The 25,738-nt window shown below is 71.1% G+C and carries 26 protein-coding genes, 1 tRNA gene and 1 other RNA gene; 18 read left to right on the top strand and 10 right to left on the bottom strand.

Annotated elements, in window-relative coordinates; all coding sequences use genetic code 11:
- Positions 1 to 14 precede the first annotated feature (14 nt).
- Positions 15 to 749: a siderophore-interacting protein gene (locus ACN6LD_RS13830; RefSeq protein WP_445043300.1), complete on the bottom strand. Its 735-nt coding sequence runs from the start codon at positions 747 to 749 to the stop codon at positions 15 to 17.
- A gap of 77 nt (positions 750 to 826) precedes the next feature.
- Here ACN6LD_RS13830 and ACN6LD_RS13825 point away from each other — a divergent pair, with 77 nt between their 5' ends.
- The 3 genes from ACN6LD_RS13825 (at position 827) to ACN6LD_RS13815 (ending at position 6,097) form a co-directional block, all read left to right on the top strand.
- Positions 827 to 2,923, top strand: coding sequence for a penicillin acylase family protein (locus tag ACN6LD_RS13825; protein WP_445043299.1), 2,097 nt, complete (start codon positions 827 to 829; stop codon positions 2,921 to 2,923).
- 73 nt (positions 2,924 to 2,996) lie between these two features.
- The gene (locus tag ACN6LD_RS13820) at positions 2,997 to 3,656 is read left to right on the top strand and encodes a GNAT family N-acetyltransferase (RefSeq protein WP_445043313.1); all 660 of its coding nucleotides are present in this window, start codon (positions 2,997 to 2,999) and stop codon (positions 3,654 to 3,656) included.
- Between the two features lie 338 nt (positions 3,657 to 3,994).
- Positions 3,995 to 6,097 (top strand): copper resistance CopC/CopD family protein, encoded by a 2,103-nt coding sequence (locus ACN6LD_RS13815; RefSeq protein ID WP_445043312.1) that lies wholly within the window; start codon positions 3,995 to 3,997, stop codon positions 6,095 to 6,097.
- A gap of 40 nt (positions 6,098 to 6,137) precedes the next feature.
- On the opposite strand, the gene ACN6LD_RS13810 is transcribed toward ACN6LD_RS13815, so the two are convergent.
- Entirely contained in the window at positions 6,138 to 6,623 is a 486-nt protein-coding gene (locus tag ACN6LD_RS13810; RefSeq protein ID WP_057576370.1) for an acyl-CoA thioesterase, read from the bottom strand.
- A gap of 115 nt (positions 6,624 to 6,738) precedes the next feature.
- The gene (locus tag ACN6LD_RS13805; RefSeq protein WP_319195016.1) at positions 6,739 to 7,902 is read right to left on the bottom strand and encodes a macrolide family glycosyltransferase; all 1,164 of its coding nucleotides are present in this window, start codon (positions 7,900 to 7,902) and stop codon (positions 6,739 to 6,741) included.
- 290 nt (positions 7,903 to 8,192) lie between these two features.
- Here ACN6LD_RS13805 and ACN6LD_RS13800 point away from each other — a divergent pair, with 290 nt between their 5' ends.
- The gene (locus ACN6LD_RS13800) at positions 8,193 to 9,563 is read left to right on the top strand and encodes a wax ester/triacylglycerol synthase domain-containing protein (RefSeq protein ID WP_445043298.1); all 1,371 of its coding nucleotides are present in this window, start codon (positions 8,193 to 8,195) and stop codon (positions 9,561 to 9,563) included.
- A 64-nt stretch (positions 9,564 to 9,627) separates the two neighbouring features.
- Here the strand turns inward: ACN6LD_RS13800 and ACN6LD_RS13795 are convergent, their stop codons facing one another.
- Together ACN6LD_RS13795 and ACN6LD_RS13790 are read right to left on the bottom strand one after the other, a co-directional pair.
- Entirely contained in the window at positions 9,628 to 9,852 is a 225-nt protein-coding gene (locus ACN6LD_RS13795) for a cold shock domain-containing protein (RefSeq protein WP_319195020.1), read from the bottom strand.
- A gap of 483 nt (positions 9,853 to 10,335) precedes the next feature.
- On the bottom strand, positions 10,336 to 11,244 hold the full coding sequence (locus ACN6LD_RS13790) for a hypothetical protein (RefSeq protein ID WP_445043297.1): 909 nt from the start codon (positions 11,242 to 11,244) through the stop codon (positions 10,336 to 10,338).
- A gap of 157 nt (positions 11,245 to 11,401) precedes the next feature.
- On the opposite strand from ACN6LD_RS13790, the gene ACN6LD_RS13785 reads away from it, so the two are divergent.
- Positions 11,402 to 12,277, top strand: coding sequence for a DUF6414 family protein (locus tag ACN6LD_RS13785; protein ID WP_445043296.1), 876 nt, complete (start codon positions 11,402 to 11,404; stop codon positions 12,275 to 12,277).
- Positions 12,278 to 12,639: 362 nt separating this feature from the next.
- On the opposite strand, the gene ACN6LD_RS13780 is transcribed toward ACN6LD_RS13785, so the two are convergent.
- Genes ACN6LD_RS13780 through ACN6LD_RS13770 form a run of 3 tightly spaced genes read right to left on the bottom strand, consistent with a single transcriptional unit; the run spans position 12,640 to position 13,899 of the window.
- Complete coding sequence (locus tag ACN6LD_RS13780) at positions 12,640 to 13,023, bottom strand: hypothetical protein (RefSeq protein ID WP_445043295.1); 384 nt, start codon at positions 13,021 to 13,023, stop codon at positions 12,640 to 12,642.
- Positions 13,017 to 13,445 carry an ATP-binding protein gene (locus ACN6LD_RS13775; protein ID WP_445043294.1) on the bottom strand — a complete coding sequence of 143 codons (429 nt, stop codon included), beginning with the start codon at positions 13,443 to 13,445 and terminating at the stop codon, positions 13,017 to 13,019. Before ACN6LD_RS13775 ends, ACN6LD_RS13780 begins: the two co-directional genes overlap by 7 nt.
- 46 nt (positions 13,446 to 13,491) lie before the next feature.
- The gene (locus ACN6LD_RS13770; protein ID WP_059130624.1) at positions 13,492 to 13,899 is read right to left on the bottom strand and encodes an NUDIX hydrolase; all 408 of its coding nucleotides are present in this window, start codon (positions 13,897 to 13,899) and stop codon (positions 13,492 to 13,494) included.
- A 110-nt stretch (positions 13,900 to 14,009) separates the two neighbouring features.
- On the opposite strand from ACN6LD_RS13770, the gene ACN6LD_RS13765 reads away from it, so the two are divergent.
- Positions 14,010 to 14,798, top strand: a complete 789-nt coding sequence (locus ACN6LD_RS13765; protein WP_445043293.1) for a GntR family transcriptional regulator — start codon at positions 14,010 to 14,012, stop codon at positions 14,796 to 14,798.
- Between the two features lie 25 nt (positions 14,799 to 14,823).
- Here the strand turns inward: ACN6LD_RS13765 and ACN6LD_RS13760 are convergent, their stop codons facing one another.
- Positions 14,824 to 15,165: a hypothetical protein gene (locus tag ACN6LD_RS13760; protein ID WP_445043292.1), complete on the bottom strand. Its 342-nt coding sequence runs from the start codon at positions 15,163 to 15,165 to the stop codon at positions 14,824 to 14,826.
- Between the two features lie 178 nt (positions 15,166 to 15,343).
- On the opposite strand from ACN6LD_RS13760, the gene ACN6LD_RS13755 reads away from it, so the two are divergent.
- The 9 genes from ACN6LD_RS13755 (at position 15,344) to ACN6LD_RS13715 (ending at position 21,405) form a co-directional block, all read left to right on the top strand.
- Positions 15,344 to 15,700 (top strand): SCO3933 family regulatory protein, encoded by a 357-nt coding sequence (locus tag ACN6LD_RS13755; RefSeq protein WP_108999490.1) that lies wholly within the window; start codon positions 15,344 to 15,346, stop codon positions 15,698 to 15,700.
- Positions 15,700 to 17,082 carry an FtsK/SpoIIIE domain-containing protein gene (locus tag ACN6LD_RS13750; RefSeq protein ID WP_445043291.1) on the top strand — a complete coding sequence of 461 codons (1,383 nt, stop codon included), beginning with the start codon at positions 15,700 to 15,702 and terminating at the stop codon, positions 17,080 to 17,082. The genes ACN6LD_RS13755 and ACN6LD_RS13750 overlap by 1 nt, the downstream gene beginning before the upstream one ends.
- An 82-nt stretch (positions 17,083 to 17,164) precedes the next feature.
- Positions 17,165 to 17,791 (top strand): DUF2637 domain-containing protein, encoded by a 627-nt coding sequence (locus ACN6LD_RS13745; RefSeq protein WP_445043290.1) that lies wholly within the window; start codon positions 17,165 to 17,167, stop codon positions 17,789 to 17,791.
- Between the two features lie 11 nt (positions 17,792 to 17,802).
- The gene (locus ACN6LD_RS13740; protein ID WP_010985414.1) at positions 17,803 to 17,994 is read left to right on the top strand and encodes a mobile element transfer protein; all 192 of its coding nucleotides are present in this window, start codon (positions 17,803 to 17,805) and stop codon (positions 17,992 to 17,994) included.
- Between the two features lie 16 nt (positions 17,995 to 18,010).
- A complete protein-coding gene (locus ACN6LD_RS13735) occupies positions 18,011 to 18,205 on the top strand; it encodes a hypothetical protein (protein ID WP_445043289.1) in 195 nt (64 codons plus the stop codon).
- Between the two features lie 22 nt (positions 18,206 to 18,227).
- The gene (locus ACN6LD_RS13730; protein WP_445043311.1) at positions 18,228 to 18,479 is read left to right on the top strand and encodes a SpdD protein; all 252 of its coding nucleotides are present in this window, start codon (positions 18,228 to 18,230) and stop codon (positions 18,477 to 18,479) included.
- A 159-nt stretch (positions 18,480 to 18,638) separates the two neighbouring features.
- On the top strand, positions 18,639 to 19,919 hold the full coding sequence (locus ACN6LD_RS13725; protein WP_445043310.1) for a replication initiator: 1,281 nt from the start codon (positions 18,639 to 18,641) through the stop codon (positions 19,917 to 19,919).
- Positions 19,912 to 20,145 (top strand): excisionase family DNA-binding protein, encoded by a 234-nt coding sequence (locus ACN6LD_RS13720; RefSeq protein WP_445043288.1) that lies wholly within the window; start codon positions 19,912 to 19,914, stop codon positions 20,143 to 20,145. The genes ACN6LD_RS13725 and ACN6LD_RS13720 overlap by 8 nt, the downstream gene beginning before the upstream one ends.
- Positions 20,146 to 20,154: 9 nt before the next feature.
- On the top strand, positions 20,155 to 21,405 hold the full coding sequence (locus tag ACN6LD_RS13715) for a tyrosine-type recombinase/integrase (protein ID WP_445043287.1): 1,251 nt from the start codon (positions 20,155 to 20,157) through the stop codon (positions 21,403 to 21,405).
- A 67-nt stretch (positions 21,406 to 21,472) separates the two neighbouring features.
- Here the strand turns inward: ACN6LD_RS13715 and ACN6LD_RS13710 are convergent.
- A tRNA-Ser gene (locus ACN6LD_RS13710) sits at positions 21,473 to 21,560 on the bottom strand.
- A gap of 71 nt (positions 21,561 to 21,631) precedes the next feature.
- On the opposite strand from ACN6LD_RS13710, the gene ffs reads away from it, so the two are divergent.
- From ffs to purD, 3 genes are all read left to right on the top strand, one after another.
- Positions 21,632 to 21,730: signal recognition particle sRNA small type (gene ffs, locus ACN6LD_RS13705), an RNA gene on the top strand.
- A gap of 74 nt (positions 21,731 to 21,804) precedes the next feature.
- Entirely contained in the window at positions 21,805 to 24,210 is a 2,406-nt protein-coding gene (locus ACN6LD_RS13700) for a DNA polymerase III subunit gamma and tau (RefSeq protein WP_445043286.1), read from the top strand.
- 93 nt (positions 24,211 to 24,303) lie between these two features.
- A complete protein-coding gene (purD, locus tag ACN6LD_RS13695; protein WP_319195023.1) occupies positions 24,304 to 25,554 on the top strand; it encodes a phosphoribosylamine--glycine ligase in 1,251 nt (416 codons plus the stop codon).
- Positions 25,555 to 25,738 lie beyond the last annotated feature (184 nt).

The following is a 25,738-nucleotide window of genomic DNA, read 5'->3' as shown; positions in this document are numbered from 1 at the left end:
TCCCGCCTGGGCGGTCAGTCCGCGCGCCAGTACCCCAGGGCGTGCACCCGCTCCTTCGGGACCCCCAGCTCCTTGCGCAGCCACGCCGACAGCGTTCTGGTGGTGTGGGTGTCGCAGGCGATCCAGACGTACGGATCGGGGGTGGCCCGCAGCAGTCCGGGCAGCTCGGCCCTGACCCGCTCGACCAGCTCCGCGCCGGAGTCGCGCCGGGGCACGTTCCGTATCTCGTGGCGGGCGGGGTCGGTCCGCAAGGGCAGGCCGTCGGCCCGGCCCTCGAACCAGACGGTGGCCGAGGCGGAGCCGAGCGCGCCCTCGCCCTTCCCGAGCAGCGAGTTGACGGCGGGCAGCGAGGCCGGGTCGCCGATGACGAAGACGTGCGAGGGAGTCGGTGCGGGCGGCGCGAAACCGGTGCCCTGGACGGTCGCCTCGACGGTGTCGCCGGGCTTCGCGGCCCGGGCCCAGTCGCTGGCGGCGCCCTCGTGCAGGGCGAACTCCAGGCTGAAGGCACCGGCCGCCGGGTCGGGGTCGACCAGCGTGTAGGCGCGCTGATGCGGCCGGCCCGCGTTGTCGAACCAGAGCCGCACCCACATGGTCGGGTGGACGCCGGTGGCGGCGAGCAGTCCGCCGTCCGACATGTGCAGCCGGCGGTAGTCGCCGGTGACGTCCTGCGCGCCCGTCACGGTGAGGGTGAAGTCCTTCGCCCGCATCAACTTGAGGACCGCGCCCTCCCAGCCCCGCCCCTGTGCCATTCCTTCTTCACCCTTCACGTACGATTCCGCCGCGAGTACTTAGGAAAGCCTAACCTTATGGGAAGCTGGGGCGCAGGGTGACCACCGAGATCTACCGCGACGCGTGGGGCGTCCCGCATCTGCGCGCCGACGACGCCCCTTCGCTCGCCCGCCTCCAGGGACTGGTGACGGCGCGGGACCGCGCCTGGCAGCTCGAGGTCGAACGGCACCGCGCGCGGGGCTCCTCGGCGTCGTTCCTCGGACCCGACGCCCTCTCCTGGGACCTTCTCGTCCGCCGCGCCCGCCTCGACGACACGGCGCGACGCTGCTTCGACGACCTGGACGGGCGCGACCCCGAGACGGCCGACTGGACGCGCGCGTACGTCGACGGCGTCAACGAAGGCCTGCGGGAGACGTCCCGCGCCGGCCTCGCCCCCGAGTTCGCGCGCGTCGGCCTCACGCCCGGCCGCTGGGAACCGTGGACGCCGCTGGCCGTCTGGCTGGCCACGCACCTCCTGTTCGCCGGGTTCCCCGCCAAGCTGTGGCGCGAGGAGGCCGCCCGGCATCTCGGACCCGAGGCGGTCGGGCTGTTCGCCACGGACGGGCCCGGCACCTCCGGCAGCAACGGCTGGCTGGTCAGCGGCGACCGCACGGTCACCGGGCAGCCGGTCATCGCCGGCGACCCGCACCGGTTCGTCGAAGAGCCCGGCGTGTACCAGCAGATCCGCCTGGCCTGCGACGAGTTCGACGTCGTCGGACTCGCGGTGCCGGGCGTCCCCGGCATCGCGCACTTCGGGCACACCGGCACGGTCGCCTGGGCCATCACCAACGCCATGGCCGACTACCAGGACCTCTACCGCGAACGCCTGCGTCGCACCGGCGCGGGAGTCGAGGCACTCGGCTCGGACGGCGGCTGGCGGCGGGTGGCCCGGCACACCGAACTCGTGCGGGTGGCGGGGGAGGAGCCGGTCGAGGTGGAGGTGCTCGAGACCGAACGCGGCCCGGTGATCGCCGGAGGACCGGAAGGCCTCGACGGCGGCCCTGACGTTGCCGGCGCCCCTCCGCTCGCGGTGAGTTTGCGCTATCCGCCCCGCGTCACCTCCGACCTCGGCTTCCAGGCCCTGCTCCCGCTGCTGCGGGCCCGCCGGGTCGTCGACGTGGACCGGGCCTTCGACCAGTGGGTCGAGCCCGTCAACGTCGTGCAGGCCGCCGACACCGAGGGCGGCGTGCTGCACCGCGTCGCCGGCCGGGTGCCGCGCCGTGCCGCGGCCAACGGCACCCGCGTCGTGCCCGCCTGGGAGCCCGGCCACGAGTGGACCGGCTGGCACGAGACGCCCCGCGCCGGACTGACGGACGGCGTCGCGGTGATGGCGAACCAGCGGGGTCCGGCGGCGCGGCTGGGCGTCGAGTTCGCCGCGCCGCACCGCGCCGACCGCATCCGGACGCTGCTGGCAAGCCGGCGGCGGTGGTCCGCGTCCGACATGCCGGCCGTCCACACGGACACCTGGCTCGCCTCCGCCGAGCCCCTGCTGGCATATGCGTCCGCACTCGACGGCCTGACCGGCCCGGCCGCCGCCCTCCGCGAGCGGCTGCTGCGCTGGGACCGCCGGATGGACGCCGGCAGCGAGGACGCCGGCCGGTACGCGGCCCTGCGCGGCGCCGTCGTCCGCAGGCTCGCCGGGCACCCGGCCTTCGCCGCCCTGACGGCCCCGCCCGCCTACCCCGACGTCCTCCTGCCCTGGCTGGCGCTCCTCCCGCGGATCGGATACGCCCTCGAGCACCTGCTGCGCGCCGAGGAGTTGTACGGCGTCGACCGGCCGCAGCTGGTGCGGGAGGCCCTCGAGGAGACGGCCGGGCAGCCGGCCGCCCGCTGGGGCGACACCCATCGCCTCGCCCCCTGGCGGGCACTGCCCGACCCCGCGTACCGGGGACCGGCCCTCGCGGGCGACCACGACTGCGTGCTGTGCACCTCGTCCGTGCCCGGCGCGACCGACCTCGCCGCCCGCGGTCCCGCCGCCCGCTATGTGTGGGACCTGGCCCGCCGCGAGGACAGCCTGTGGGTCGTCCCGCACGGCGCGTCAGGCCTCCCCGGGCACCCCCACCACCACGATCAGCTCCCCTTGTGGCTCGAGGGCGAGCTGGCTCCGGTCGTCACCGACTGGGCGCAGCTGAAGAAGGAGAGCGACCATGGCTGACCGTTCCGAGCCGGGCCACGACCGTTCAGGAACGGAGGGCAACCGTTCAGGAACGGAGGGCAACCGTTCCGTGGTGGAGGACGCGCCCGAAGACACCCCCGGTGCCGCCCCCGCACCCGCCCCCGGATCCGCACCCGGCCCCGCACTCGCCTACGTCCACCGGCAGACGGTCGGCGGGCTCGGCGTCGTCGGCATCCGTCCCGTCGACGCCGAGGCCGACGCGGACGTCGTCCACGGGTGGGTCCGCGAGGAGCGGGCCGCCTTCTGGGGCATGAACGGCCTGACACGGGACCAGGTGGCGGAGATCTACGCGCACATGGCCGGCCTCGACACCCACCACGCGTTCCTGGTCGAGCTGGACGGCGTCCCGGTCGCCCTCCTCCAGACCTACGAGCCGGCCGCGGACCGGGTCGGCGACTGCTACGAGGTGGCCTCCGGCGACCTCGGCATCCATCTGCTCCTCGCGCCGGCGGGCGCCCGGGGCGCGCGCAGCGGCTGGTCGTCGGCGCTGATGGGCGTGCTCGCCGCGTACGTCCTGCTGGGCCTCGACCGGCCGCGGGTCGTGGTGGACCCCGACGTGCGCAACGAGAAGGCGATCGCCCGCTTCCTGCGGCAGGGCTTCGAGGCGGGCCCGGTCGTCACCCTGCCCGAGATCGACCTGCCGGACGTGTATCTGCCCGAGAAGAAGGCCCAGCTGGCGTTTCTGCGCCGGGAGGTAGCCTTCCCCGCGTGACGGCCCCGCCCACCCCGTAAGGCCTCACGGTGAACCGGATGGCCCGTGCACGCGTACGTATCCGCGAGTACGCGGGTCTCGAGTCTCGAGCAAGACGGAGCGGTGACGTGAGCGAAGGGCGCGATGGCGGGCGACCCCAGGGCCGGCACGGCGACGGGCCCGCACCCGACGGCGGACGCCCCGGTGGGTCGGCCGGCGGACGCCGCGGTGGACCGGCCGGCGGAGGCCAGGGCGGACCGGCCGGCGGGCTCCTCGGCCGCTCCCGCCGCGGGTGGATCGGCGGCGGACGGTTCGGCGACGGGCCGCACCCCGGCCGTCGACGGCGGCTGCAGGGACTGGTGCTGCTGGGCGCCGTCCTCCTCCTGCTCGGCCTCGGCGGCGGACCGGCCTCGGCCCACGCGGCCCTCCGTGGCGCCGATCCGGTGGACGGAAGCGTGGTCAAGACGTCCCCCGGCTCGATCACCCTCACCTTCACCGAGTCCGTGGGCCTGCTCGACGACTCCTTCCGCGTCTTCGACCCCGACAACAGGCGGGTGGACACGGGCCGGGCGGGGCACGCCGACGGCCGCACGGACACCGCACGCGTCACCCTGCCGCGCAAGCTCGGCACCGGCACGTTCACGGTGTCCTGGCGCGTCGTGTCCGCGGACAGCCACCCGATCGCCGGCGCCTTCACCTTCTCCGTGGGCAAGCCGTCCGCCGTCCCGCCGGCCCTGCCCAGCACCTCGGTGGAGGACCCGGCCACCAGCGGTCTGTTCAACATCGGCCGCTACGTCGCCTACATCGCCGCCGCCCTCCTCATCGGCACCTGCGTCTTCGTCGCCGTCTGCGGTCCGCCGGACGTCCGCCCCCTGCGCAGGCTGCTGCTGGCCGGCTGGTGGGCGCTCGCCGGCTCGACGGTGTTCCTGCTCCTGCTCCGCGCCCCCTACGAGACCGGCGCGGGGCCGGCGCAGGCCCTGGACCTCTCCGGCCTCACCCGCACCCTGAGCACCCGTCCCGGCCTGGCCCTGGTGGCGCGGCTCGTGCTGCTGGCGGCGGTCGCGGCGCTCCTCCTGCGGCAGCGCGCGCTCCCGCAGGGGGAGCGGCCCTCGCGTGCGTCGCTCGTGACCGGCGGCGCGCTGGCCGTGGCCCTGACCCTGACCTGGGCCGCCGCGGAACACGCGTCGGCCGGCATCCAGGTCCCGGCGGCGATGACGTCCTCGGTGCTCCACCTGCTGGCGATGGCGGCCTGGCTGGGCGGTCTGACAGCCCTGCTCACCCTGCTGCACCGCGCCTCCGTTCCCTCGTACGTGGTCACCCGCTTCTCCCGGACGGCGGGCCTCTCGGTCGTCGTCCTGGTGGTCACCGGCGTCTACCAGTCCTGGCGTGGGCTCGGCTCCGCGTCCGCGCTGACGGACACGACGTACGGCCGGGTCCTGCTCGCGAAACTCGCCGCGGTGACGGTCCTGCTGACGGCGGGAGCGTGGTCGCGACGCACGGTCCGCAACGCGACGACGGCGAAGACGGCGAGTACGGCGAAGGCGGCGGCGAGGTCGAAGACGGCCGACGCGGTCAGCACGGCGACGACACCGGGGAACGTCACGACCGCGGCTCCCGAGGCGACGGAGGCGATCGCGCAGCGGGAGGCCCGGGTGCCGCAACCGGTGGGGGGACGGGCGGCCGCGGCGGACGGCGCCGACGCGGACCGCGCCACCCGTCGGACCGACGCCGAGGGCGACGCCGACGGGGACGCGGACCGGCTTCAGGCCGACGACGACACGGGAAGCCGTCCGACGGGCGAAGGATCGCCGGCCGACGGGCCGACGGGCGACGGGCCGACGCAGGCCGCGCTCCCGGCTGAAGAGCCGCCCTCCGAGGGCTCCTCCGCGGGCTCTTCCACAGGCTCCGCCCGGGGCTCCTCCGCCGGGTCGGGCCGTGCCTCCGTGGCCGTCCGCACGCCGGTCGACCCGCGCCGGTCGCTGCGCCGGTCCGTACTGGTCGAGGTCGTCGTCGCGGTCGTCGTGCTCGTCCTGACGACCGTGCTCACCGGCACCCTGCCGGGCAGGGCGGCGACCGAGGCGGCGGCGGCCGGGCAGGACGCCGGACTGCCCGTGGCCTCCGTGATCGACGTCCCCTTCTCCTTCGGCTCGCCGGGCGTCAGCAGCGTCCGGGGCAAGGCGCAGGTCACCCTCGACCCGGGGCAGGTGGGCGACAACAACCTGCAGGCCGTGGTCTACGGCGCCGACGGCGGCTTCGTCACCGTGCCCGAACTGCGCATCTCCTTCACCCTCCCCGACCAGGACGTCGGTCCTCTCGACGCCAAGGTCACCGACAAGGGCGGCTACTGGGGCGCCGACGCCGTCAACCTGCCCATCCCGGGGGACTGGGAGATGAAGGTGACGGTGCGGGTGTCGGAGGTCGACCAGGTGAGCGTGACGAAGCCGGTCCGCATCGAGCGCTGAGGCCGCCGACGCCGCCCCGGGGCGCACCTCGGGTGCGGCGTCAGCGCCCCGGCTCCGGAGTGGCGTGGCGGGCCGCCAGGGCGAGTTCCTCCTCCTCGAGACGTCGCGAGCAGCGCGCGTCGGGGTCGTACGCGACGGCCGTGCTGACGCAGGTGCAGAACACCCGCGCGTCACGGGTGACGCGGCTGGTGACCCGGAAGGACGAGCGGCGCAGGTCGCCGATGGTCGTGACGATGGTGACCGGCTCGGGCTCCAGCACGAGCGGCTCGGTGTAGTCGAGCTCGTGGCGCGCGTACACGAACCGCGGGCGGATCTCCTGCCCGGGCAGCCCGGGGCGCAGGTAGAACAGGTCGATGTGGGCGTCCTGGATCATCTCGAGCAGCCGTGCGTTGTTCACATGCTGCATGGAGTCCAGATCGCTCATGCGAACCTGACGGAGATAGAGGTGCGGGCGACGGTCCGGCGCGTCGTGGGGCGGGCGCGCGGTGCTCGGGCGGCGGACGTCGGACGCCAGGGTGTGGATCAAGGGGTCGCTCCTCGGAACAGGGTCCCGGCCTCCCGGGCCGGCGTGTGGTCCCGGCGCCGCGGCTGCCGGGACGGCGGGCCCCGGTGACGACCGCGGGCCTGCGGTGACTTGCGGTCTACAGGGCCCGCTCGATCAGGTCGGCCGCGGCGCCCGCGCCTCCGGCCTCCGTGATCTCCCGGCGCATGGCGGCCACGCCCGCGCGGACGTCCCGGTCGGACGACACCCGCAGGACGGCCTCGCGCAGCGCCTCGGGCGTGACGGTCTCGCGCGGCAGATGGACGCCGAGCCGGAGCTGTTCGATCCGGGCCGCGTTGACCCGCTGCTCGGCCATCTGCGGCACCGCCACCAGCGGCACGCCGTAGTGCAGCGCCTCCATCGTGCCGCCCATCCCGGCATGGGTGACGAAGGCGTCCGCGTGGGCGAGCACAGCCAGCTGGGGCACGTGCGCATGGACTTCGACGGTGTCGGGGAGCGGCCCCAGCTCGTCCGGCGTGACGGCGTGGCCGACGGACATCACCACATGCCAGGGCAGCTCGGCGAAGGCCTGGACGCAGGACCGGTAGAAGTCGGGCCGCCGGGTGAACTGGGAGCCCAGCGACACCAGCAGGACCGGCAGGTCCGGCCGCGGCGGCTGCCAGGAACCCTGGTAGGACCGGTCTCCGAGCGCGGGTCCGACATACGCGACATTGCGTGCCGCCACGGTTTCCGCCCTGCGCTGGAAGGCGCGGGGGAAGAACGCGACGGCGTGCTCCGGGTGCACGAGCTCGAGGATCCGCGCGCTGTCCACCCCGTGCTCCGCGAAGGCGGCCGTCAGTCTTCCGAAGCCGGGGATCTGGGGCAGCCCGGGCACGCCGAAGAACTCGGGGACGATGCCGTCGTAGGCCAGGTGGGTGGGGGACGCCACCACGACGGGCGTCTTCCTGCTCGCCCCCAGCAGCAGCCCGGCGAAGGCGTAGACGTCGCACAGCACCAGGTCCGGACGGTCCCGGTCGAACGCCCGGGTCAGGGCGGGAAGGGAGGCCAGCGCCGTGTCGACGACCCGGTCGAACCCCTCGCCCATCTCCTCCGGCGCCTCCGAGCCGTCCCCCGCGTCCGGGTAGAGCACGGGCTCGGCGCCGGCCGCCTTCACCTGGTGCACGAACTCCTCGGTGACGGCGTAGGTGACCCGATGACCCCGCCGTACGAGCTCCTCGACGACCCCCAGCGTCGGATTGACGTGCCCGTGCATCGGAACGTTGAACACGGCGATGTGCGCGGGATGCGGTTGAGGACCAGGCACGACAGACAACTCCTGTCCGGCGCGGGGCCGGGGCGGTGGACTGGAACGGGGCGCCCGAAGGCGGACGCGGAGTCCCGATTAAAGGCGCTCCGACACGGTCCGCGTCCGCAAACCTGCTGCAGTGTCACCCCATCAGGGAGCCGTCAGGGCCGTGCGTTGACACCCGCGGGCCGCGCAGGACGTGACCGCCGCCCGGATCGGCCGTTGGAGGGACAGGACCTCGTCCTCCGATGGCCGGCCCCGCGTGGGACCGGCCCCCCGCCAGGGACGCCCACGACAGGAGCAGTCTCATGCCCGGATCGCATCTGCCCTTGATGGAAGAGGGCATGGCCCGCTGGCCGTTCGGCCCGCCCAACGCCGGCATCGCCCTGGATTTCACGGGCGTCCCGCCCGCGCTGGACGAGCTGCGTGCGCTGGTCGGCGACCGCTGGAAGGCGCTGCCCCGGCTCACCCAGACCCTGGTCGCCCCCGGCGGACCCCGGACGGGCCTCGCCTGGTGGACCGGCCGGCATCGCTGGGCGCGGCGGGACGGCCACGACCTGGGCCGGCAGGTCGACGAGGCGGACGGCACCCTGCGGGACGCCGTGCGGCTGTGGTTCCACACGCCGTTCCCCGCCGACCGGCCCCCGTGGAGCCTGCACCTGCTGCGGGGCGCCGCCGAGGGGGAGTTCTCCCTCCTCTTCCGGATGCACCACAGCCTTCTCGACGGCCGTTCGCTGACGACCCTGCTGCGAGCTCTGTTCGACGACGGCGGCCCGCTGGACGGCGCCGCCTCCCTGGCGGTGCCGGGTCCCCGGCGACGGACGGTCCGGCCGGCTCCGGCCGCGGGGGGCCCGCCCGGGCTGCTCACCGCGGGACGCGCGGTCCCGCTGCCGCACAGGGGGGCGCGGGAGCCGGCGTACACGGTCGTGCGGCTGCGCTCGGACGTGCTGCGGGCCGCGCGCGAGGCCGCGTCCGCCCGCACGGCGACCACCAACGAGGTGTTCCTGGCGACGGTGGCGGGCGTCCTGCGCTCGTGCCTGTCCGCCGCGGAGGCCGCCCCTCCGGTCTCCGCGGCGTCCGCGGCGGTCTCCGACGGCGGCCGGACCGGCGACGGCGACAGGACCGGCGACGGCGACCGGGCTCGGGCGAAGGCGCGGGAGAGAGGCCGGGAGCCGGGGCAGGTCTGGCTGTCGGTCCCGGTCGACGAACGCCCCGACGACTGCGGTGAGTTCCTGGGCAACGCGTTCGCCAACGTGCGCGTGCCCGCGCCGGTGACCCTGTCCGACCCCGCGGCCCGGCTGACCGCGTGCACCGGTCTGCTGACCCCCGTCACCCGGCCCCGGCGCGCCTCCGAGAAGCTGTTCGAGAGCACGCTCGCGGCGGTACCCGGGGCGACCATGGCCCTGGCCGGCGGGAAGATCTTCGCGCCCGCGTACGCGCCGGCCGCCTGCTCCTACGTCCACCTGCGCGAACAGGGCCAGACCCTGGCCGGACGGCCGTTGCGCCGCCTGACCATCGTCCCCATGGTGCCGCCGGCCGACACGGCCACCTTCGCGCTGGGCGGCTGCACCCAGGGGCACACCCTGAGCGTCGCCACCAACTCGGGCAGCCAGGACGCCGAACTGCTGGCGGAGGCCTTCCTCGACGAGCTCACCCTCCTCGCCGACCGCACCCCGTGAACGCCCACCGCGCCGGGCATGCGTGGTCGCCGCCGTCCGGCGTCGTGGACGTCAGACGTGGATGTCAGGCAGGCCGAGGCACTATGTTCACCGCGCGGTAGGCGTAGCCGTCCTGCTTGAAGCCGGGGGCTTCCCACCGGAGATCCACCCGTTGGCCCGGCGACAGCGTATGAACGCCCTTCGCCTGGATGTCGGCGTAGTGGCCCCAGCAACCGCCGGGTGTCTCGGGACAGTCGAGCACGCCCCACCCTTCTTCGTCGTGCCACTCACGGACAGTCGCAGCCACCATGCGACAACTGTACGAGTGCCGTCCGCGCCGAACGTGCGGCGATCGCGGCTCGGGACGCTGGGCACACCGCCGGGACCGCCCCCGTGGTCCTCGGCGTCGCGGACGTCGCGGACGACACGATCACGGGCTCGTGGCTCGGGCGGGGCGGGGGCGGCCCGACCCACGAACATCCCGCCGCCCTCGCACAAGAAGGCGGACAACGACGAAGGGCCCCACCGCGAACGGTGGGGCCCTTCGACATCGTGCCCGGTGAGGCACTGGCGGAGGATACGAGATTCGAACTCGTGAGGGGTTGCCCCCAACACGCTTTCCAACTGTGGTGGTGGGCTCGGGGGTCTCGGATGGGACCGTTCACCTGCGTTCATGGGCGGCCGGTCGTCTGAGCGGCTACCGCCTCCGGTCCCGTCTGAACGTCCGCGAACGGCGCTGAATGAGACGGAAAATGAGACGGAAGCGCGCCGCCGCATGCAAGGTGCCTGGGGATCAGCCGCCGATGGCTGCCGCAGCCTGCTCGCCCAGCGAAGTTACAATCCCGCCGAGAGCAGACCCAGCCGCAGGGCTCAGGGCAGCGATGAGACTGTCTGTCAAGCGCCGCAGACGTCCACGATCCGGAGCGTCGCCAGTCGCCTCAGCTTCCAACTCTCCTGCAATCTGCTCCACTTCTACCTGTTGCGTCTCGTCGAGACCATACGAGGGAATCCCTTGACGGGCAGTAGTCGCGAAGTGAGTCAACTGAGCAAGTACTGCCGGATCAATACCGGACGTGTTGTTTTGGGTGAAATCCGATTGAGTGCCAACTACGACGTTTTGAGATCCGTCGATCCTGACGTTGAAAGTGGTGCCGCCGCTGGATGCAGGTGGGTTCAGGAATTCCGACACGGGCTTCTCGCTTTCTGCACAGTTCACGCCGACGGGAGTCAAGGTAGGCCGAAGCAAATGATAGACCTGATCAACCTCAATGCCCTTGATCAGGCCGGCAGATTTGAGATATTCTACCGACTGCAAAATTTCTCGCTCAGAGAAACGTTGCCCAAGGAACCAAGATCTTTCCGAAGAGATGAATTCCTCAGTGCTCTCAGGCTGGTCACCATTCAGATATTGATCATAGAGCCAAAGCACAAGCGACAGGCGAAGATCGGCAGTACGGGCGGGGCCGTTCTTTCGTTTGGCGCGAATTTTGGAAACAAGACTCAGGCCCTGGTGGGTGATTTTAAAGTCGCCGATCACGGAGGCCAACTCGAGCAAGCCGACACTCATCAAACGACGTGAAGCAATATTTACGAAGTCAGGGTCGAAAGGAGCCGACTCAAGATCCACTCGCTGCGAAATATCACGACCTGCCTGGTCGTACACATACTCAAGAAGAGCAAGTTCTTCGACACTCAAGGACATGGTGGCACTCTACCCCCTTCCATCGCCCCAGACGGACCCTCGACTACCCGCTGCTTTGCTCTGGCCAAAGCTTGACTCCGTCGCGGATTCCGGCTAACCAGATTCAAGCTCGCCATTTTCTTCGAGTCTGCGATTTAGTCGTGAAAGGGTAACTTGCGTGAAATCCAGTGTCCGGGAGTACCTCTATGTCGACACGCCCAGAGTCCGCACTCTGCTCGCTCAACTGTCCTCGGGGCTGCCTGAGGAGAGGCGGTCGGAGCGCACGCAGCGTTGGAATGCGTCATTGGTCGGGATGGACGGTCCTAAGCATGAAGAAGGAGCGAGCGAGCAGGAGGTTCGATCCCTCGCAGATCTTCACGTTGCGATGCTAGAGGAGGTTGCCGAATACTCCCAAATGATTCTCGACGTGAGCGAAGTATCGGCGAGATCAAAGAATTGGCATCGCGGACGAATCCATAAAGCGTTGCGACCAGGTTCGCTAATTCGAGTGACTGGCCCGGCGGTGATTGTTTACCCTGCTTCGTTCGCCGCTTCTGCTTCCGCATTCGACGAGTTCAGTGAGGATAAGTCATTTTCCGTAGATTTGACCAAGATTGTGCGGTCAATGTATGGAGATCATTTGACTCTTCGTGTCTACCCTTGCGGCGAGGAGGAATGGGAGTGTCAGTATTCGGGCGTCATTGCGGATCCTGGCGGCTACCTGGCAGGGGAAAAGGAAGTCCTGTTTTCTCGCCTAGGTGCTGATCCGCAAGAGTGGACTACGGTCGCCACAATTAGCAGAATTCCGCGAAAAGACACCGCTTCATCGGAAAGTCAATTTGAGCGAATCGCTGAGACGCTGCAAAATTCGTTCACTGAAGGTCAGATGAATCGCCGAATTCTTGAGAAGATGATTCAGGAGGCTAGCAGGGAGATGGAGAGAATGGGGTTGAGTGAAGCGCCGAGTTGGCCAGCAATTTCAGTTATTCCTCTCGCCGTGTACCGTGAGATCCAGCCATCCTCAATCACGTCGGAACTAAAACTGGATGACTGATCTCCGGACCTCTACTCCGAGGTCGGCGGAGCGGCTTTGGGCTGGAGCTGCTTTGGCGCGAGTGATCATGGCCCCGTAAGCTTCCGGCGCGTCGGGCAGTCTGTGGACCTGCCCGGTAGAGCACGACGTTGGGGCCATGATCTTCGAGGCTCGCGCCAAAGTGGCTGCCTAAAGCCGTGGAGCCGACCGCCCCAGCCACGACGTACCCCTTCTCTGACATTGAGTGGCTGATCGCCTTGAGCGCGGCACGGGTGCCGGCCGGGCTGGAGCGGGGCGGAGACAGGAGCGCAGGCCCGGCCGGGGGCCGGGCCGCGCGCGGGGAGCGGAGCGAGCCGCCTTGAACCCGTAAAGAAGGTTGTAACTCAGTCGGTTGTGCGGGGCTTGAAGTCGTTTGCGCAGGCTGGGAGTTCGACGCTGTGGCGGTGTGCAAGGGGCAGGAAGAGCGCTGGTCGTACGGTCCATGTGATGCGCGTGCTGACGTGCGTGATGGACACGGTCCAGGGCTCGCGGCGCAAGAGGGCTCGCCTTGTGTCGATGCGGTCGTCGTGGAGTCGCGTCCATGCTTCCTGGGAAGCGGCCGTGTCGAGTGCGGGTGAGATGGTGCGCAGGATCGTCGCCACCCAGTTGTTCGCCTCGACCGCCGAGTAGGCGTCGAAGGATCCGAAGAGCGTCGGTGGGCGTCGTCCGTCGAGCCGTTGAGTCCAGCACTCGCACCAGAAGCCTGGCCTGGTCGTCGTCTTCAGCACGGGTGGCCCCCTCGGAGTGCGTCGGTGAATAGCTCCGCCGTGATGGTGTGGCCGGCCTCGCTGTCATGGACGACGACCCGGTGGGCGATCGCGCTGACCATGCCGAGTCCGCGGCCGTGTTCGGCGTCCTGGTCCTGGTGCTCGATCTTCGGGGCCGTGCCCGTGCCTCCGGCGTCCGTCACGGATACCGCGACCACCTGCGCCGAGACGGCTACGGCCAGGTGGAAACTGCCGGACTCAAGGCCGCTCGCCGTGTGGAGGATCGCGTTCGCGCTTAGCTCGCTCACGATCAGCTCGGCGTCCTCGGCAAAAGGGGAGCCGCGCAGGACGTCGCGTGTCCAGCGGCGGGCCCGGCTGACCTCTTCCGGGAAACCTGGGCAAGACAGTCCCCAGACCCGGGCAGTACTCGTATACTCGTGCATACAAGTTCCTTCATGCTGGTAGGCCGCCATGTGCAGCGGGTTCGGGCTAGACGAGTTTCACGCCGTCGTGGGCGCGGATGGCCGGCGGGGACGCCGCGTCGAGTGCGTCTATGACGCGGATCGCGTACGCCTCGTCGGCGAGTTCGGAAACCTCTTCACGGGTCACCCAGCGCAGTGCGCGGGTCTCGTCACCGGTGGTCGGCGTGCCGTCGGCCGCCTCGCAGCGGAAGACCAGCGAGACGATCAGGCCTGTCATGTTCTTGTAGACGCCGGTGAGGGTCGCGGGAAGTGCGATCTTGATGCCGGTCTCTTCGAGGACTTCGCGCTGAAGGGCTTCGGGAACGGTCTCCTCGCGTTCGAGGATGCCGCCCGGCGGTTCCCAGTGGCCATTGTCGCGGCGCTGGATCAGGAGGGCCCGGCCCTGGGCGTCGACGACGACCCCGGCCACGCTCACGGAGTGCGGGCGTTCTGTGCTCACGTTCCTCGGCCCTCTCGGATGGCTAGGCTCTCCACCGTAGCAACAAGCACTCGCCCACTCGTCTAGATACCTAAAGGAGTACACACGTGAGCCCTCTTTCTTCGGGCCTGCTCGGTGATCTCGACCCCACGAGTGATCGTGCGGTCTTCCGGCAGATCGCCGACCAGCTGCGTGAGGCCATCGATCGTGGGCGATTTCGGGAGGGCGAGAAGCTGCCCTCGGAGGCCGAGCTCGTCGACCACTACGGGGTCTCCCGGATGACGGTCCGCAACTCCTTCTCCATCCTCCAGGGGGAAGGCCTCGTCCACGCCGAGCACGGCAAGGGCGTCTTCGTACGGCCGCGTCCGCCTGTGCGGCGTCTCGCCTCGGACCGGTTCGCCCGTCGTCACCGCGAGCAGGGGAAAGCCGCGTTCATCGTCGAGGCGGACACCGTCGGCAGCCACCCCCAGGTTGACAGTCTTGAGGTGAAGGAAGAGAAGGCGAGTCAGGACATCTCCACGCGGCTCGGGTCCGTGCGGCGGGTTCTCGCGCGTCGGCGCCGCTACCTCCTCGACGGGCGGCCGGTCGAGTTCGCCACCTCCTACCTGCCGCTCGACATCGCCCGCGGCACGCAGATCGCCGAACCCAACCCCGGCCCCGGCGGCATCTACGCCCGACTCGAAGAGCTGGGCCACCGCCTCGACCACTTCGAGGAAGAGATCCGCGCTCGGATGCCCTCGCCGGACGAGGTGCGCACGCTGAGGCTGGCGGCCGGCGTGCCGGTCATTCACTTGATCCGGACCGCCTTCGACACCGAGAAGCGGCCCGTCGAGGTCTGTGACACGGTCATGGCGGCGGATGCTTACGTCCTGGCGTACCAGCTCCCGGCGACGTGATCGCATGACCGGTGTCGGTGGGGTGCTAGGCCTCCGGTGTGAACATGTCGCCGATGTTGTTCCACATGAAGCCCTCGCGCCAGTCCGGCCTGCCGGTGGCCCAGCCGATGAGCGCCTCCCGCACCTTCTCCTGCGAGGCGGTCTGTGTCTGGTAGTGCTCGGCAGGGACGCCGTCCCGGTACTCCAGCTGGTAGGTGTTGTTGGCGCGGAACAGGACCTGGATGTACCAGTCCCCTTCAAGGTCCTCCTCCTGCCGCTCAAGCACCATGTGCTCCATGCCGCGTTGCAAGTTGGCGAGCATTGTCCCGATGGCCGGCTTCGAGGGGCGCTTCACCACGAGGCCGTTGGCGTTTGTCGCTATCAGCATGGCCGGATTCTGACGGACGGGTCTGACAGTGGCCGGCACGCTTCTCGAACTCGTACACTCCAACACGCATACTCGTATAGACGAGTGGGCAAGTTGTGTGTCAAGGTGATCGTCGTGAGCCCGGGAGATCGGGCTCGCAGATCGCTTCTTGTATAGACGAGTAGATAGGAGCGCTACTGTGCGCACCATCCGTGTGGAGACCTCCGCCGCGACGATCCTCCTGACGGAGGCCCCCGAGCCGAAGGTCCGCGACCGTCAGACCGGCGAGATCGCGAAAGACGCCGTCAGCGGTGAGGCGCTGATGACCATCGGCGTCGTCTACATCGAGGACGGAGAGTCCTCGCTCATCAAGGTCACCGTCCCGGAAGGCGGCGTCTCCGAGGGACTGAACCTCGGCGCGCCGGTCTCGCTGCCGGGGCTGGTCGCCCGGCCGTGGGAGTCCGTGTTCAACGGCCAGCAGCGTCACGGCATCGCCTTCCGGGCCGCCGCCGTCACCCCGGCCGCCTTCCCGGCCGTCATGGGGGCCTCGGCCTGATGTCCGATCTCGCGACGCTTCTGGAGGTGGGTGGTCCTGTCGCCGGGCTCGGCGGTGGGGCCGCCTACGCCCGGGCCAACCACCCCGGCGTCTACTGGTCGGCCGTCGGCGGGCCGATATCCACCGTCCGACTGCTCAGCTCGTACGCCTCGGTCATGGAGGCCTGCGGCCTGACCGTAGCGCCGTCCCGGCTGCGCGTCCTCGCAGTCAAGGCCACCACTCGGCGGGAGGTGCGGCCCGTCCCGCCTCGTCGGGGCATCATCCGCCCTACATCGACGGGTTTACGGCTGCGGCTGCGGCTCGCCCCCGGACAGGAACCCGCCGACGTCGCGGCCTCGGCCGAACGGCTCCGGCATGCCTGGGGCGTTCACGCCGTGTACGTCACCACCGTCAAGCCTGGCGTCGTCGAACTGCGGCTCGTCGGCTTCGACGTCCTGCGCAAGGTGCGGATGCCGCGCAAGGTCGAGGGCGGGTTCCTCAAGGTGCCGGTCGCGCTGCGGGAGGACGCCATGCCCTTCATCCGCGACTACCGGGCCGTTCCCCACCAACTCACGCTCGGCGCGACACTGTCGGGCAAGTCCATGTACCTCCGGCACCTGGTCACCGGACTCGCCCGTCACGACGTCGCTCTCGTCGGCGTCGACTGCAAGCGCGGGGTCGAGCTGGCCCCGTTCGCCTCGCGCCTCTCGGCGCTCGCCACCGACCCGGACGAAGCCGCAGAGCTGCTGCCTGTCCTGGTCAAGGAAATGGAGGACCGATACGACCTGATCAAGGCCCGGCAGGGCATAGCCCCTGGCACTCCGGACGAGGAGATCACCTCGGATATCTGGGGCCTGCCCGAGAGCGAACGGCCCGTGCCCATCGTGCTGTTCGTCGACGAGGTGGCAGAACTCTTCCTGACCGCCACCCGCAAGGACGAGGAACGGCGCGACGAAATGGTCACCCAGCTCATCCGCCTCGCCCAGCTCGGCCGCGCGGCCGGCATCTACCTTGAGGTCTGCGGGCAGCGCTTCGGTGCCGAACTCGGCAAGGGCGCGACCATGCTCCGGGCCCAGCTCACCGGCCGGGTCTGCCACCGCGTGAACGATGAGGCCTCCGCGAAGATGGCCCTCGGCGACATCGCGCCGGAAGCGGTGCTGGCCGCCTGCGCCATCCCCGCCGAACGTCCCGGCCTCGCGGTCGCGGGCGACACCTCCGGCGGCTGGTCGCGTATCCGCACCCCGTATCTCTCCCTCGGCGACGCCGCCGACGCCTGCCGGGAGACGGCACATCTGGTGCCGAGCCTTCCCGCGTTGAAGCCATTCCGGCCCTACGTACCCGACCCGCTGCCCTCCGCCGAGCGGCCAGGTCCAGCAGTCCAGCCGCACCCGCTCACCGACTGAGCCTCACTCCACCCGGTCGGCGTGACCGTCTCGCGCCACGTCCCTACCCCTCCCATGCCTGATTCCGAAAGGAGCCGCCCTCATGCGCGCCCAACTGGCCCGGGTCGACGCGGTGCTCGTCCAGGCGCTCATCGCCGCCGCGCTGTCCTTCGCGCACATCCACGACGTCGCCGTGGCGGCCGGACAGGACGGCTGGAAGGCCTGGGCCTATCCCGTCTCCGTCGACCTGCTGCTCGTCGCCGCCTGGCGTCGACTGCGCTCCGGCTCGGCCAAGGGTGCGGCCTGGTGCTGGTTCGTCATCGCGCTCGCCGCGTCCCTCGGCGCGAACATCGCCACGGCCGGCCTGCTCGACCTCGACGACGTCCCGGCCTGGCTGCGCATCCTCGTCGCGGGCTGGCCCGCCGTCGCCTTCCTCGGCGGAACCCTCCTCGCCCACACCACACCCAAGACGGCCGACGACGTCGAGGTCATCGAGGACCAGGAGGACGAGCCCGAAACGGCCCCCGAGCCGCCCACCCCGGCATCACCCGGCATTGAGGCACCGCCGGAGCGCCCCGCCGTCCCGGTCCCAGCAGCCCTCATCGACCACGCGCGCAAGGTCGCCGCCGAACACCGCACCCGAACCGGCACCCCCATGGACGTCACCACCCTGCGCGCCCGCCTCGGTGTCCCGGCGCCCATGGCCGAAGCCATCGCCGCCCACCTCTAAAGGGAGCTCTGATGACCGCCAACCGCCGCTTCCGCAACGTCACCCGCATCGGCCCCGTCCAGGTCGGCACCGCCTACGACCACCGCGGCCGCGAGAAGCACACCGCCGCCTGCACCGCCCCGCGCTGCAACTTCTCCGCCGACTACGACAGCCGAGCCGCCGCCGAACTCGCCGCCCGCACCCACCGCTGCCCCGTCCGCTGAAAGGACCCCGTACCCCGTGACCGTCAGCCTTCCGCTCGTCGTCGTCCTCGGCTTCTTCGCCTGGGCGGCCATCAAGTACCTCGGCGTCCGCATCTGGATCGTCGTCCTGATCACCCTCTTCGGCTTCTGGCTCTCGCGCACCTTCCTCGCCCCGGCCATCGAGTCCGGCACGCGTACCGGCGTGGACGTCGTAAACGGCCCGCATGACTAGACGAGTAGATAAGGACTTCGCCGTGTTCCTGCCCAAGTACCCGGACAACCCCACCCCGCCGCCCGCGCACAGCCACGCACCGACCGAGCCGGCCCCCATCCCGGTCCGACGCTCGCTCCCGTCGGTCTCCATCGACCAGAAGACCGTCGCAGCCGTGCTCGTCGGCGGAGTCGTCCTCACCGCGCTCTTGGCCGCCGTCGCCGTCACGGCCATCTCGGTCGCCGTCGCCGCGGTGGTCCTGCGCTCCCTGCTCCGCGACCACCACCGCCGCTGACCTGCGGCCAGACCTCCGGGGCGGCGCGACACCGCCACGTACGCGCCACCCCGGCGGCCCACCCCTCCTGAAGTGCCCGTCAGAAGGAGCACCGTCATCTTCACCCCCGCCACCTCGCCCCCTCTCCCGGAAATCAGCAACCTCGCCGCAGGCGGCACCCTGCCCGGTATCCTCCGCCAGCTCTCCGGGCTCGGCGGCTGCACCCACCCGATCCGCCTGGACGGCCACCGCACCGAGTACGACGTCGACACCGCCACTGGCGAGATCGGCCGCATCCTCCATCACCTCGACTCGGGTGACCTCCCGGCCGGCCAACTCCTCGTCCGCTGCAACAACCGCCGCACGACCCGCTGCCCGGCCTGCTCCGAGGTCTACCGCCGCGACACCTTCCAACTGATCACCGCCGGACTGCGCGGCGGCAAGGGCACCCCCGAACACGTCGCCACCCACCCCCGCGTCTTCGCCACCTTCACCGCCCCCGGCTTCGGCCCGGTCCACAACCGCCGCACCGACGGACGCCCCTGCCGCTGCGGCACCCAGCACGACCAGGAGGACGAGCAACTCGGCACCCCGCTCAACCCGGACACCTACGACTACGAAGCCGCCGTGCTCTGGAACGCGCATGCCGGGCCCCTCTGGCGACGCTTCTCGATCTACCTGCGCCGGGAGGTCGGCAAGCGCGCCGGTCTGTCACAGCGGGAGCTCCGCCACCACGCCCGCGTGTCCTTCGCCAAGGTCGCCGAGTACCAGAAGCGGGGTGCGGTCCACTTCCACGCGGTCATACGCATCGACGGCCCCGGCGGCGGCGAGACTCCGCCTCCGACGTGGGCCACCGCCGAGCTGCTGACCGATGCCATCGGCGCTGCCGCGTCCAAGGTCCAGGTCGAGGGTCCGACCATCGACGGCCGTGCCCACAGCTTCGCCTTCGGCCGCCAACTCGACGTCCGCACCATCCGCTCGGCCGACTTCAACGACGGCCAGGAGCTCACCGAACGCGCGGTCGCCGCCTACGTCGCCAAGTACGCCACCAAGGGCGCGGAGACGGCAACTGGAGCTCTCGACCGGCCGCTGAAGTTCGTCGCCGAACTCGCCCAGCTCGACATCAGCGAGCACGCCCGCCGCCTCATCCGGACCGCCTGGGCTCTCGGCGCCCGCAAGGACCTCGAACACCTTCGCCTGCGGGCCTGGGCCCACATGCTCGGCTTCCGCGGCCACTTCTCCACCAAGTCCCGCCGCTACTCCACAACGCTCGGCGCACTCCGCGATGCCCGCGCCGAGTGGCGACGCACCCAAGCTGCGGCGAACGAGCCCACCCCGGAGACGACTTACGTCCTCGCGCACTGGGTCTTCGCCGGTACCGGCCTCTCCGACGCCGAAGCCTGGCTCGCCGCATCCCTCGAACCCGCCCCCGGAACGGAAGGAGAACCCACTCATGGCTGAGCCGCAAGCCACCGTCACCCTGCTGGAACCCTTCGACCCGTCCTTGGTCCTCCTGACCGTCGAGGAAGCCGCCCGGCGGCTCCGGATCGGCCGTACGACGTGCTTCCGGCTCGTGCTCGCGGGAGAGATCGAGTCGGTCACCGTCGGGCGGCTCCGTCGAGTTCCCGCCGACGCCCTGCCCGCCTACGTGGCCAAGCTGCGCCACCGACCCGCCCAAGCGGCCTGAGGGGACGACATGGCAGAGAAGAACCGCACTCGTCAGCCCAACGGTGCCTCGTCGATCTACCTCGGTAAGGACGGCAAGTGGCATGGCCGTGTGACCGTCGGCGTCCGTGATGACGGCAAGCCCGACCGCCGCCACATCGAGCGCAAGACCAAGGCTGAGGTGACCAAGGCCGTCCGAGAGATGGAGAGGGCGCGGGACGACAAGAAGCTCAGGAAGCCGGGGCAGAGCTGGACGCTCCAAGCCTGGCTTGAGCACTGGGTCGAGAACATCGCCAAGCCGTACGTCTCCGAGAACACGTACGACGGCTACGAGGTCGACGTCCGCGTTCACCTCGTCCCCGGCCTGGGCGCGCACAAGCTCGACCGCCTGGAGCCCGAGCACCTCGAACGCTTCTACCGGAAGATGCAGGCCTCCGGGAGCTCGGCCGGCACCGCCCACCACGCTCACCGGACGATCCGGGTCGCCCTCGGTGAAGCCGTCCGGCGCGGGCACGTCGCAACGAACGCGGCCGAGATCGCCAAAGCTCCTCGCCTGGAAGAGGAGGACATCGAGCCGTACACGATCGAAGAGGTGCAGAGCCTTCTCGTCGAGGCGGCCAAGCTTCGCAACAGTGCGCGCTGGGTCGTCGCCCTGGCGCTCGGCCTGCGGCAAGGGGAGGCGCTCGGGCTGCACTGGGAGGACGTCGACCTCGACGCGGGGTACGTCCGCATCCGTAAGAACCGGTTGCGCCCCAGGTACGCCCACGGCTGCGGTGCCAGTCCGTGCGGCCGGAAGGCGGGCTACTGCCCTCAGAAGGAGCAGACGCGCCGCGAGCACAAGTCCACCAAGTCCCGTGCGGGCCGGCGCACCATCGGCCTGCCCGGTCCTCTGATCAAGATTCTCCGCCAGCACCAGGAAGCCCAGGAGCGGGAGCGGATCGCGGCCGGGGCGGACTGGGAGGGCAAGGGATACGTCTTCGCGTCGCCGATCGGTGGGCCGCTGAGCCCGAACACCGACTTCCACGTCTGGAAGCGGCTTCTGCGGGACGCGGGCGTGCGGGACGGCCGTCTCCATGACGCTCGCCACACCGCCGCTACCGTCCTGCTGATCCTGGGCGTCCCGGACGTCGTGATCGACTCGATCATGGGTTGGGAGCCTGGGGGAGCGGCCCGGATGCGCGCCCGGTACATGCATGTGACGGGGACCATGCTCCGCAAAGTCGCGCAGCAAGTCGGCGAGGCTCTCTGGGAGCTCCCGGAAACCGGCTCAGAGACGAACTGAGACGGACAACGACGAAGGGCCCCACCGCGAACGGTGGGGCCCTTCGACATCGTGCCCGGTGAGGCACTGGCGGAGGATACGAGATTCGAACTCGTGAGGGGTTGCCCCCAACACGCTTTCCAAGCGTGCGCCCTAGGCCACTAGGCGAATCCTCCGCGGCAAACAATACAAGACGTTGAGGAGTGCTCGCGAACTCGTTCCCCCCGCTCGGATCCTGTAGCCTGTGCGCAGCCCCTCACGCGGCGCTATCTGACTGAACTCCCCCAGGGCCGGAAGGCAGCAAGGGTAGGTCGGCTCTGGCGGGTGCGTGGGGGGCGCTCGCGTTTGCGGAGGCCGGGCGGGCCCGCGGCGGCACTGGGCGTGGGTCTGATGTCAGCGGTCGCCTATAACCTCGTATGCGTGTCGTCTCTCGCGCTGTACCGCCGCTATCGCCCGGAGTCGTTCGCCGAGGTCATCGGGCAGGAGCATGTCACCGACCCGCTGCAGCAGGCGCTGCGGAACAACCGGGTCAATCACGCGTACCTGTTCAGCGGGCCGCGTGGCTGCGGGAAGACCACCAGCGCGCGGATCCTGGCCAGGTGTCTGAACTGCGAGCAGGGGCCCACGCCGACCCCGTGCGGGGAGTGCGAGTCGTGCAAGGACCTGGCGAGGAACGGGCCGGGATCCATCGACGTCATCGAGATCGACGCGGCTTCGCACGGAGGTGTGGACGACGCGCGTGACCTGCGGGAAAAGGCCTTCTTCGGGCCGGCCCGCAGCCGCTACAAGATCTACATCATCGACGAGGCCCACATGGTCACGTCGGCCGGCTTCAACGCGCTTCTCAAGGTCGTCGAGGAGCCGCCCGAGCACCTGAAGTTCATCTTCGCCACCACCGAGCCCGAGAAGGTCATCGGGACCATCCGATCCCGTACGCATCACTATCCGTTCCGGCTCGTCCCGCCGGGCACCCTGCGGGAGTACCTCGGCGAGGTGTGCGGGCAGGAGGGCATCCCCGTCGAGGACGGAGTGCTGCCGCTCGTGGTGCGCTCCGGCGCCGGGTCGGTGCGTGACTCCATGTCCGTCATGGACCAGCTGCTCGCCGGCGCCGACGAGGCCGGTGTGACATACGCCATGGCCACCTCCCTCCTCGGGTACACGGAGAGCTCGCTGCTCGACTCCGTCGTCGAGGCGTTCGCCACCGGCGACGGGGCCGCCGCCTTCGAGGTCGTGGACCGGATCATCGAGGGGGGCAACGATCCGCGGCGGTTCGTCGCCGACCTGCTGGAGCGGTTGCGGGACCTCGTCATCCTCGCCGCGGTCCCGGACGCGGCGGAGAAGGGGCTGATCGACGCCCCGGTCGACGTCATCGAGCGCATGCAGGCACAGGCCGGCGTCTTCGGCGCCGCCGAGCTGAGCCGGGCCGCCGACCTCGTCAACGAAGGCCTCACGGAGATGCGCGGCGCCACCTCGCCCCGTCTTCAGCTGGAGCTGATCTGCGCGCGCGTGATGCTGCCCGCCGCCTATGGGGACGAACGATCGGTCATGGCCCGCCTCGACCGCATCGAGCGCGGGGTACAGGCGGCGGCGCAGAGCGCACCCTTCATGCAGGGCGCACCCGCCGTGCAGGGCGCACCCGCCATGCAGACCACGGCCCCGATGACCGCGACGGCGCCCACGGCGCCGACCATGGGGTACGTGCCGGGGCCGGAGGTGCACGGCGGCGGAGCCGCGGCTGCCCGTGCCGCCGTCCGAGGCCAGGGACAGGCGCCGGGACAGCCGCAGGGGTCCGGGCAGGGGGCCGGCGCTCACGGGCCCGCGCCCGTTCAGTCCACTCCGCCCGCCGCATCCGCCGCATCCGCCGCATCCGCCGCATCCGCCGCACCTGCCCCTGCCGTCCAGCCTGCTGCTCCGCCGCCGGCTCCTGAGGCGGCCGCGCCGCCCGTGGAGGAGGCTCCCGTCCAGCCCGCCCCCGGCGCCTGGCCGACCGCCACCGCGGCGGGCAGCGGGCGTCGGCCCGGCGGCTGGCCCACGGCCACGCCCGCAGGGGGCGGCGGTCGTCCTCCGGCTGCGCCGGCGGCGCCCGCCCCGGCCGCCTCGGCAGCCGCGCAGGGCGGGCCGTCCGCGCCGGCCGCCGCGCCCGCCGGGTACGTGCCGCCCGCCGGCGGTCCTGACCCCCGGATGCTCTGGCCGAACATCCTGGACGCGGTCAAGAACCGCCGCCGGTTCACCTGGATCCTGCTCAGCCAGAACGCGCACGTCGCCGGGTTCGACGGTACGACGCTGCAGATCGGCTTCGTCAGCGCCGGCGCCCGGGACAACTTCGCGAGCAGCGGCAGCGAGGACGTCCTGCGGCAGGCGCTGTCCGAGCAGTTCAACGTGCAGTGGAAGATCGACGCGGTCGTCGACCCGTCCGGCGGTTCGGCGCCCCCGTCCGCCGGAGGGGTCGGCGGAGGATTCGGTGGAGGCGGCGGCGCCGCGGGAGGCGCCCCGGGCGGGTACGGCAACGCCGGCGGGCCCGGCGGTCCGGGCGGCTACGGCGGTGGCGGTTCGACAGGGTCGTCGGCGATGGCCGCGGCCGCGTCGCCGGCGCCGTCCGCGTCCGCCGGGCCCGCTCGCCAGGCGTCTTCTCCCGGGCCGTCGGCCCCCGCGGCCGACGCCTCCAGGCCCGCGCCGTCCCGCCCGGCCGTCCCCGAGCCGGTGGCCCCCGAGGACGACACCCCGGAGGACGACGACCCCGACCTCAACGAGTCGGCCCTCTCCGGTTACGAGCTGATCGTGCGCGAACTGGGCGCGACGGTGGTGGAGGAGTTCACCAACGAGTAGCAGGGCTCCTGGAGGAACGCACAAGCCCGGACTCCTCCGCCCTTCGGAAGCCCGCACAAAGCACCGCGTGCTCGGCCCGTTAGGCTGACCCCCGTGAACGTCCTCGTCATCGGCAGCGGCGCCCGCGAACACGCCCTGTGCCGCTCACTGTCCCTCGACCCCGCCGTCACCGCGCTGTACTGCGCGCCAGGCAACGCCGGCATCGCCGAGGTCGCCGAGCTGCACCAGGTCGACGCCCTGGACGGCGAGGCCGTGTCGGCGCTGGCCGTCGAGCTGGGCGCCGAACTGGTCGTCGTCGGCCCGGAGGCGCCTCTGGTCGCCGGGGTGGCCGACGCGGTGCGCGAGGCCGGCATCCCGGTCTTCGGCCCCTCCAAGGAGGCCGCGCAGCTGGAGGGCTCCAAGGCGTTCGCCAAGGACGTGATGGCGGCGGCCGGCGTGCCGACCGCCCGCTCCTACGTCTGTACCACCCCGGAGGAGGCGGCCGAGGCGCTCGACGCGTTCGGCCCGCCGTACGTCGTCAAGGACGACGGGCTGGCCGCCGGCAAGGGCGTCGTCGTCACCGACGACCTGGAGGTCGCCTCGGCGCACGCGGCTGCCTGCGACCGCGTCGTCATCGAGGAGTTCCTGGACGGCCCGGAGGTCTCCCTCTTCGCGATCACCGACGGTGTGAGCGTGGTCCCGCTCCAGCCCGCCCAGGACTTCAAGCGCGCGCTCGACGGCGACGAGGGCCCCAACACGGGCGGCATGGGCGCGTACTCGCCGCTGCCCTGGGCCGATCCGAAGCTGGTCGAGGAGGTCCTGGAGACCGTTCTGCAGCCGACCGTGGACGAGATGCGCCGCCGTGGCACCCCGTTCTCCGGGCTGCTCTACGCGGGTCTCGCGATCACCGGCCGCGGCGTCCGGGTCATCGAGTTCAACGCCCGCTTCGGAGACCCCGAGACGCAGGTCGTCCTGGCCCGTCTGAGGACGCCGCTGGCCGGTGTCCTGAAGGCCGCCGCCACCGGCGACCTCGCCGACCTGCCGTCGCTGCGCTGGAGCGACGACGCGGCCGTCACCGTCGTCATCGCCTCGCACAACTACCCGGACGCCCCGCGCACCGGCGACCCCATCACCGGCCTCGCCGAGGTGGCCGCCGAGGACGCCCCGCATGCGTACGTGCTGCACGCCGGCACGAGGCAGGACGGCGACGCGGTCGTCAGCGCCGGCGGGCGCGTCCTGTCCGTCACGGCGTCCGGCGCCGATCTCGGCGAGGCGCGCGAGCGCGCGTACCGGGCGGTCGCGCGCATCGGGCTCGACGGCTCCCAGCACCGTACGGACATCGCCGCGAGGGTGGCGGGCGCGTAACGGCCCGCTCGGGCCCGCCCCACGCGTCCTACGCGTCCCACCAGGCGACTTCCCGACAGAATCCAGGCCCCGGGCCTTCACGGGACCCCTCACCGAGGGGCCGTGGAACCCGGGGCCTGATCGTTGCCCTGTGTCATACACCTTTCCCCAAAGCCATTCCATCGAGTGAGCGCTGCGCTATCCG

Source organism: Streptomyces sp. SAS_272, from assembly GCF_052543235.1.
This window is presented reverse-complemented; position numbering and strand designations above follow the sequence as displayed.

Coding starts and splice junctions, on each gene's coding strand:
- ACN6LD_RS13830 (WP_445043300.1), bottom strand. CDS start 749: ATGGCACAGGGGCGGGGCTGGGAGGGCGCGGTCCTCAAGTTGATGCGG.
- ACN6LD_RS13800 (WP_445043298.1), top strand. CDS start 8,193: ATGCCCGGATCGCATCTGCCCTTGATGGAAGAGGGCATGGCCCGCTGG.
- ACN6LD_RS13795 (WP_319195020.1), bottom strand. CDS start 9,852: ATGGTGGCTGCGACTGTCCGTGAGTGGCACGACGAAGAAGGGTGGGGC.
- ACN6LD_RS13790 (WP_445043297.1), bottom strand. CDS start 11,244: ATGTCCTTGAGTGTCGAAGAACTTGCTCTTCTTGAGTATGTGTACGAC.
- ACN6LD_RS13775 (WP_445043294.1), bottom strand. CDS start 13,445: ATGCACGAGTATACGAGTACTGCCCGGGTCTGGGGACTGTCTTGCCCA.
- ACN6LD_RS13760 (WP_445043292.1), bottom strand. CDS start 15,165: ATGCTGATAGCGACAAACGCCAACGGCCTCGTGGTGAAGCGCCCCTCG.
- ACN6LD_RS13750 (WP_445043291.1), top strand. CDS start 15,700: ATGTCCGATCTCGCGACGCTTCTGGAGGTGGGTGGTCCTGTCGCCGGG.
- ACN6LD_RS13745 (WP_445043290.1), top strand. CDS start 17,165: ATGCGCGCCCAACTGGCCCGGGTCGACGCGGTGCTCGTCCAGGCGCTC.
- ACN6LD_RS13740 (WP_010985414.1), top strand. CDS start 17,803: ATGACCGCCAACCGCCGCTTCCGCAACGTCACCCGCATCGGCCCCGTC.
- ACN6LD_RS13720 (WP_445043288.1), top strand. CDS start 19,912: ATGGCTGAGCCGCAAGCCACCGTCACCCTGCTGGAACCCTTCGACCCG.
- ACN6LD_RS13715 (WP_445043287.1), top strand. CDS start 20,155: ATGGCAGAGAAGAACCGCACTCGTCAGCCCAACGGTGCCTCGTCGATC.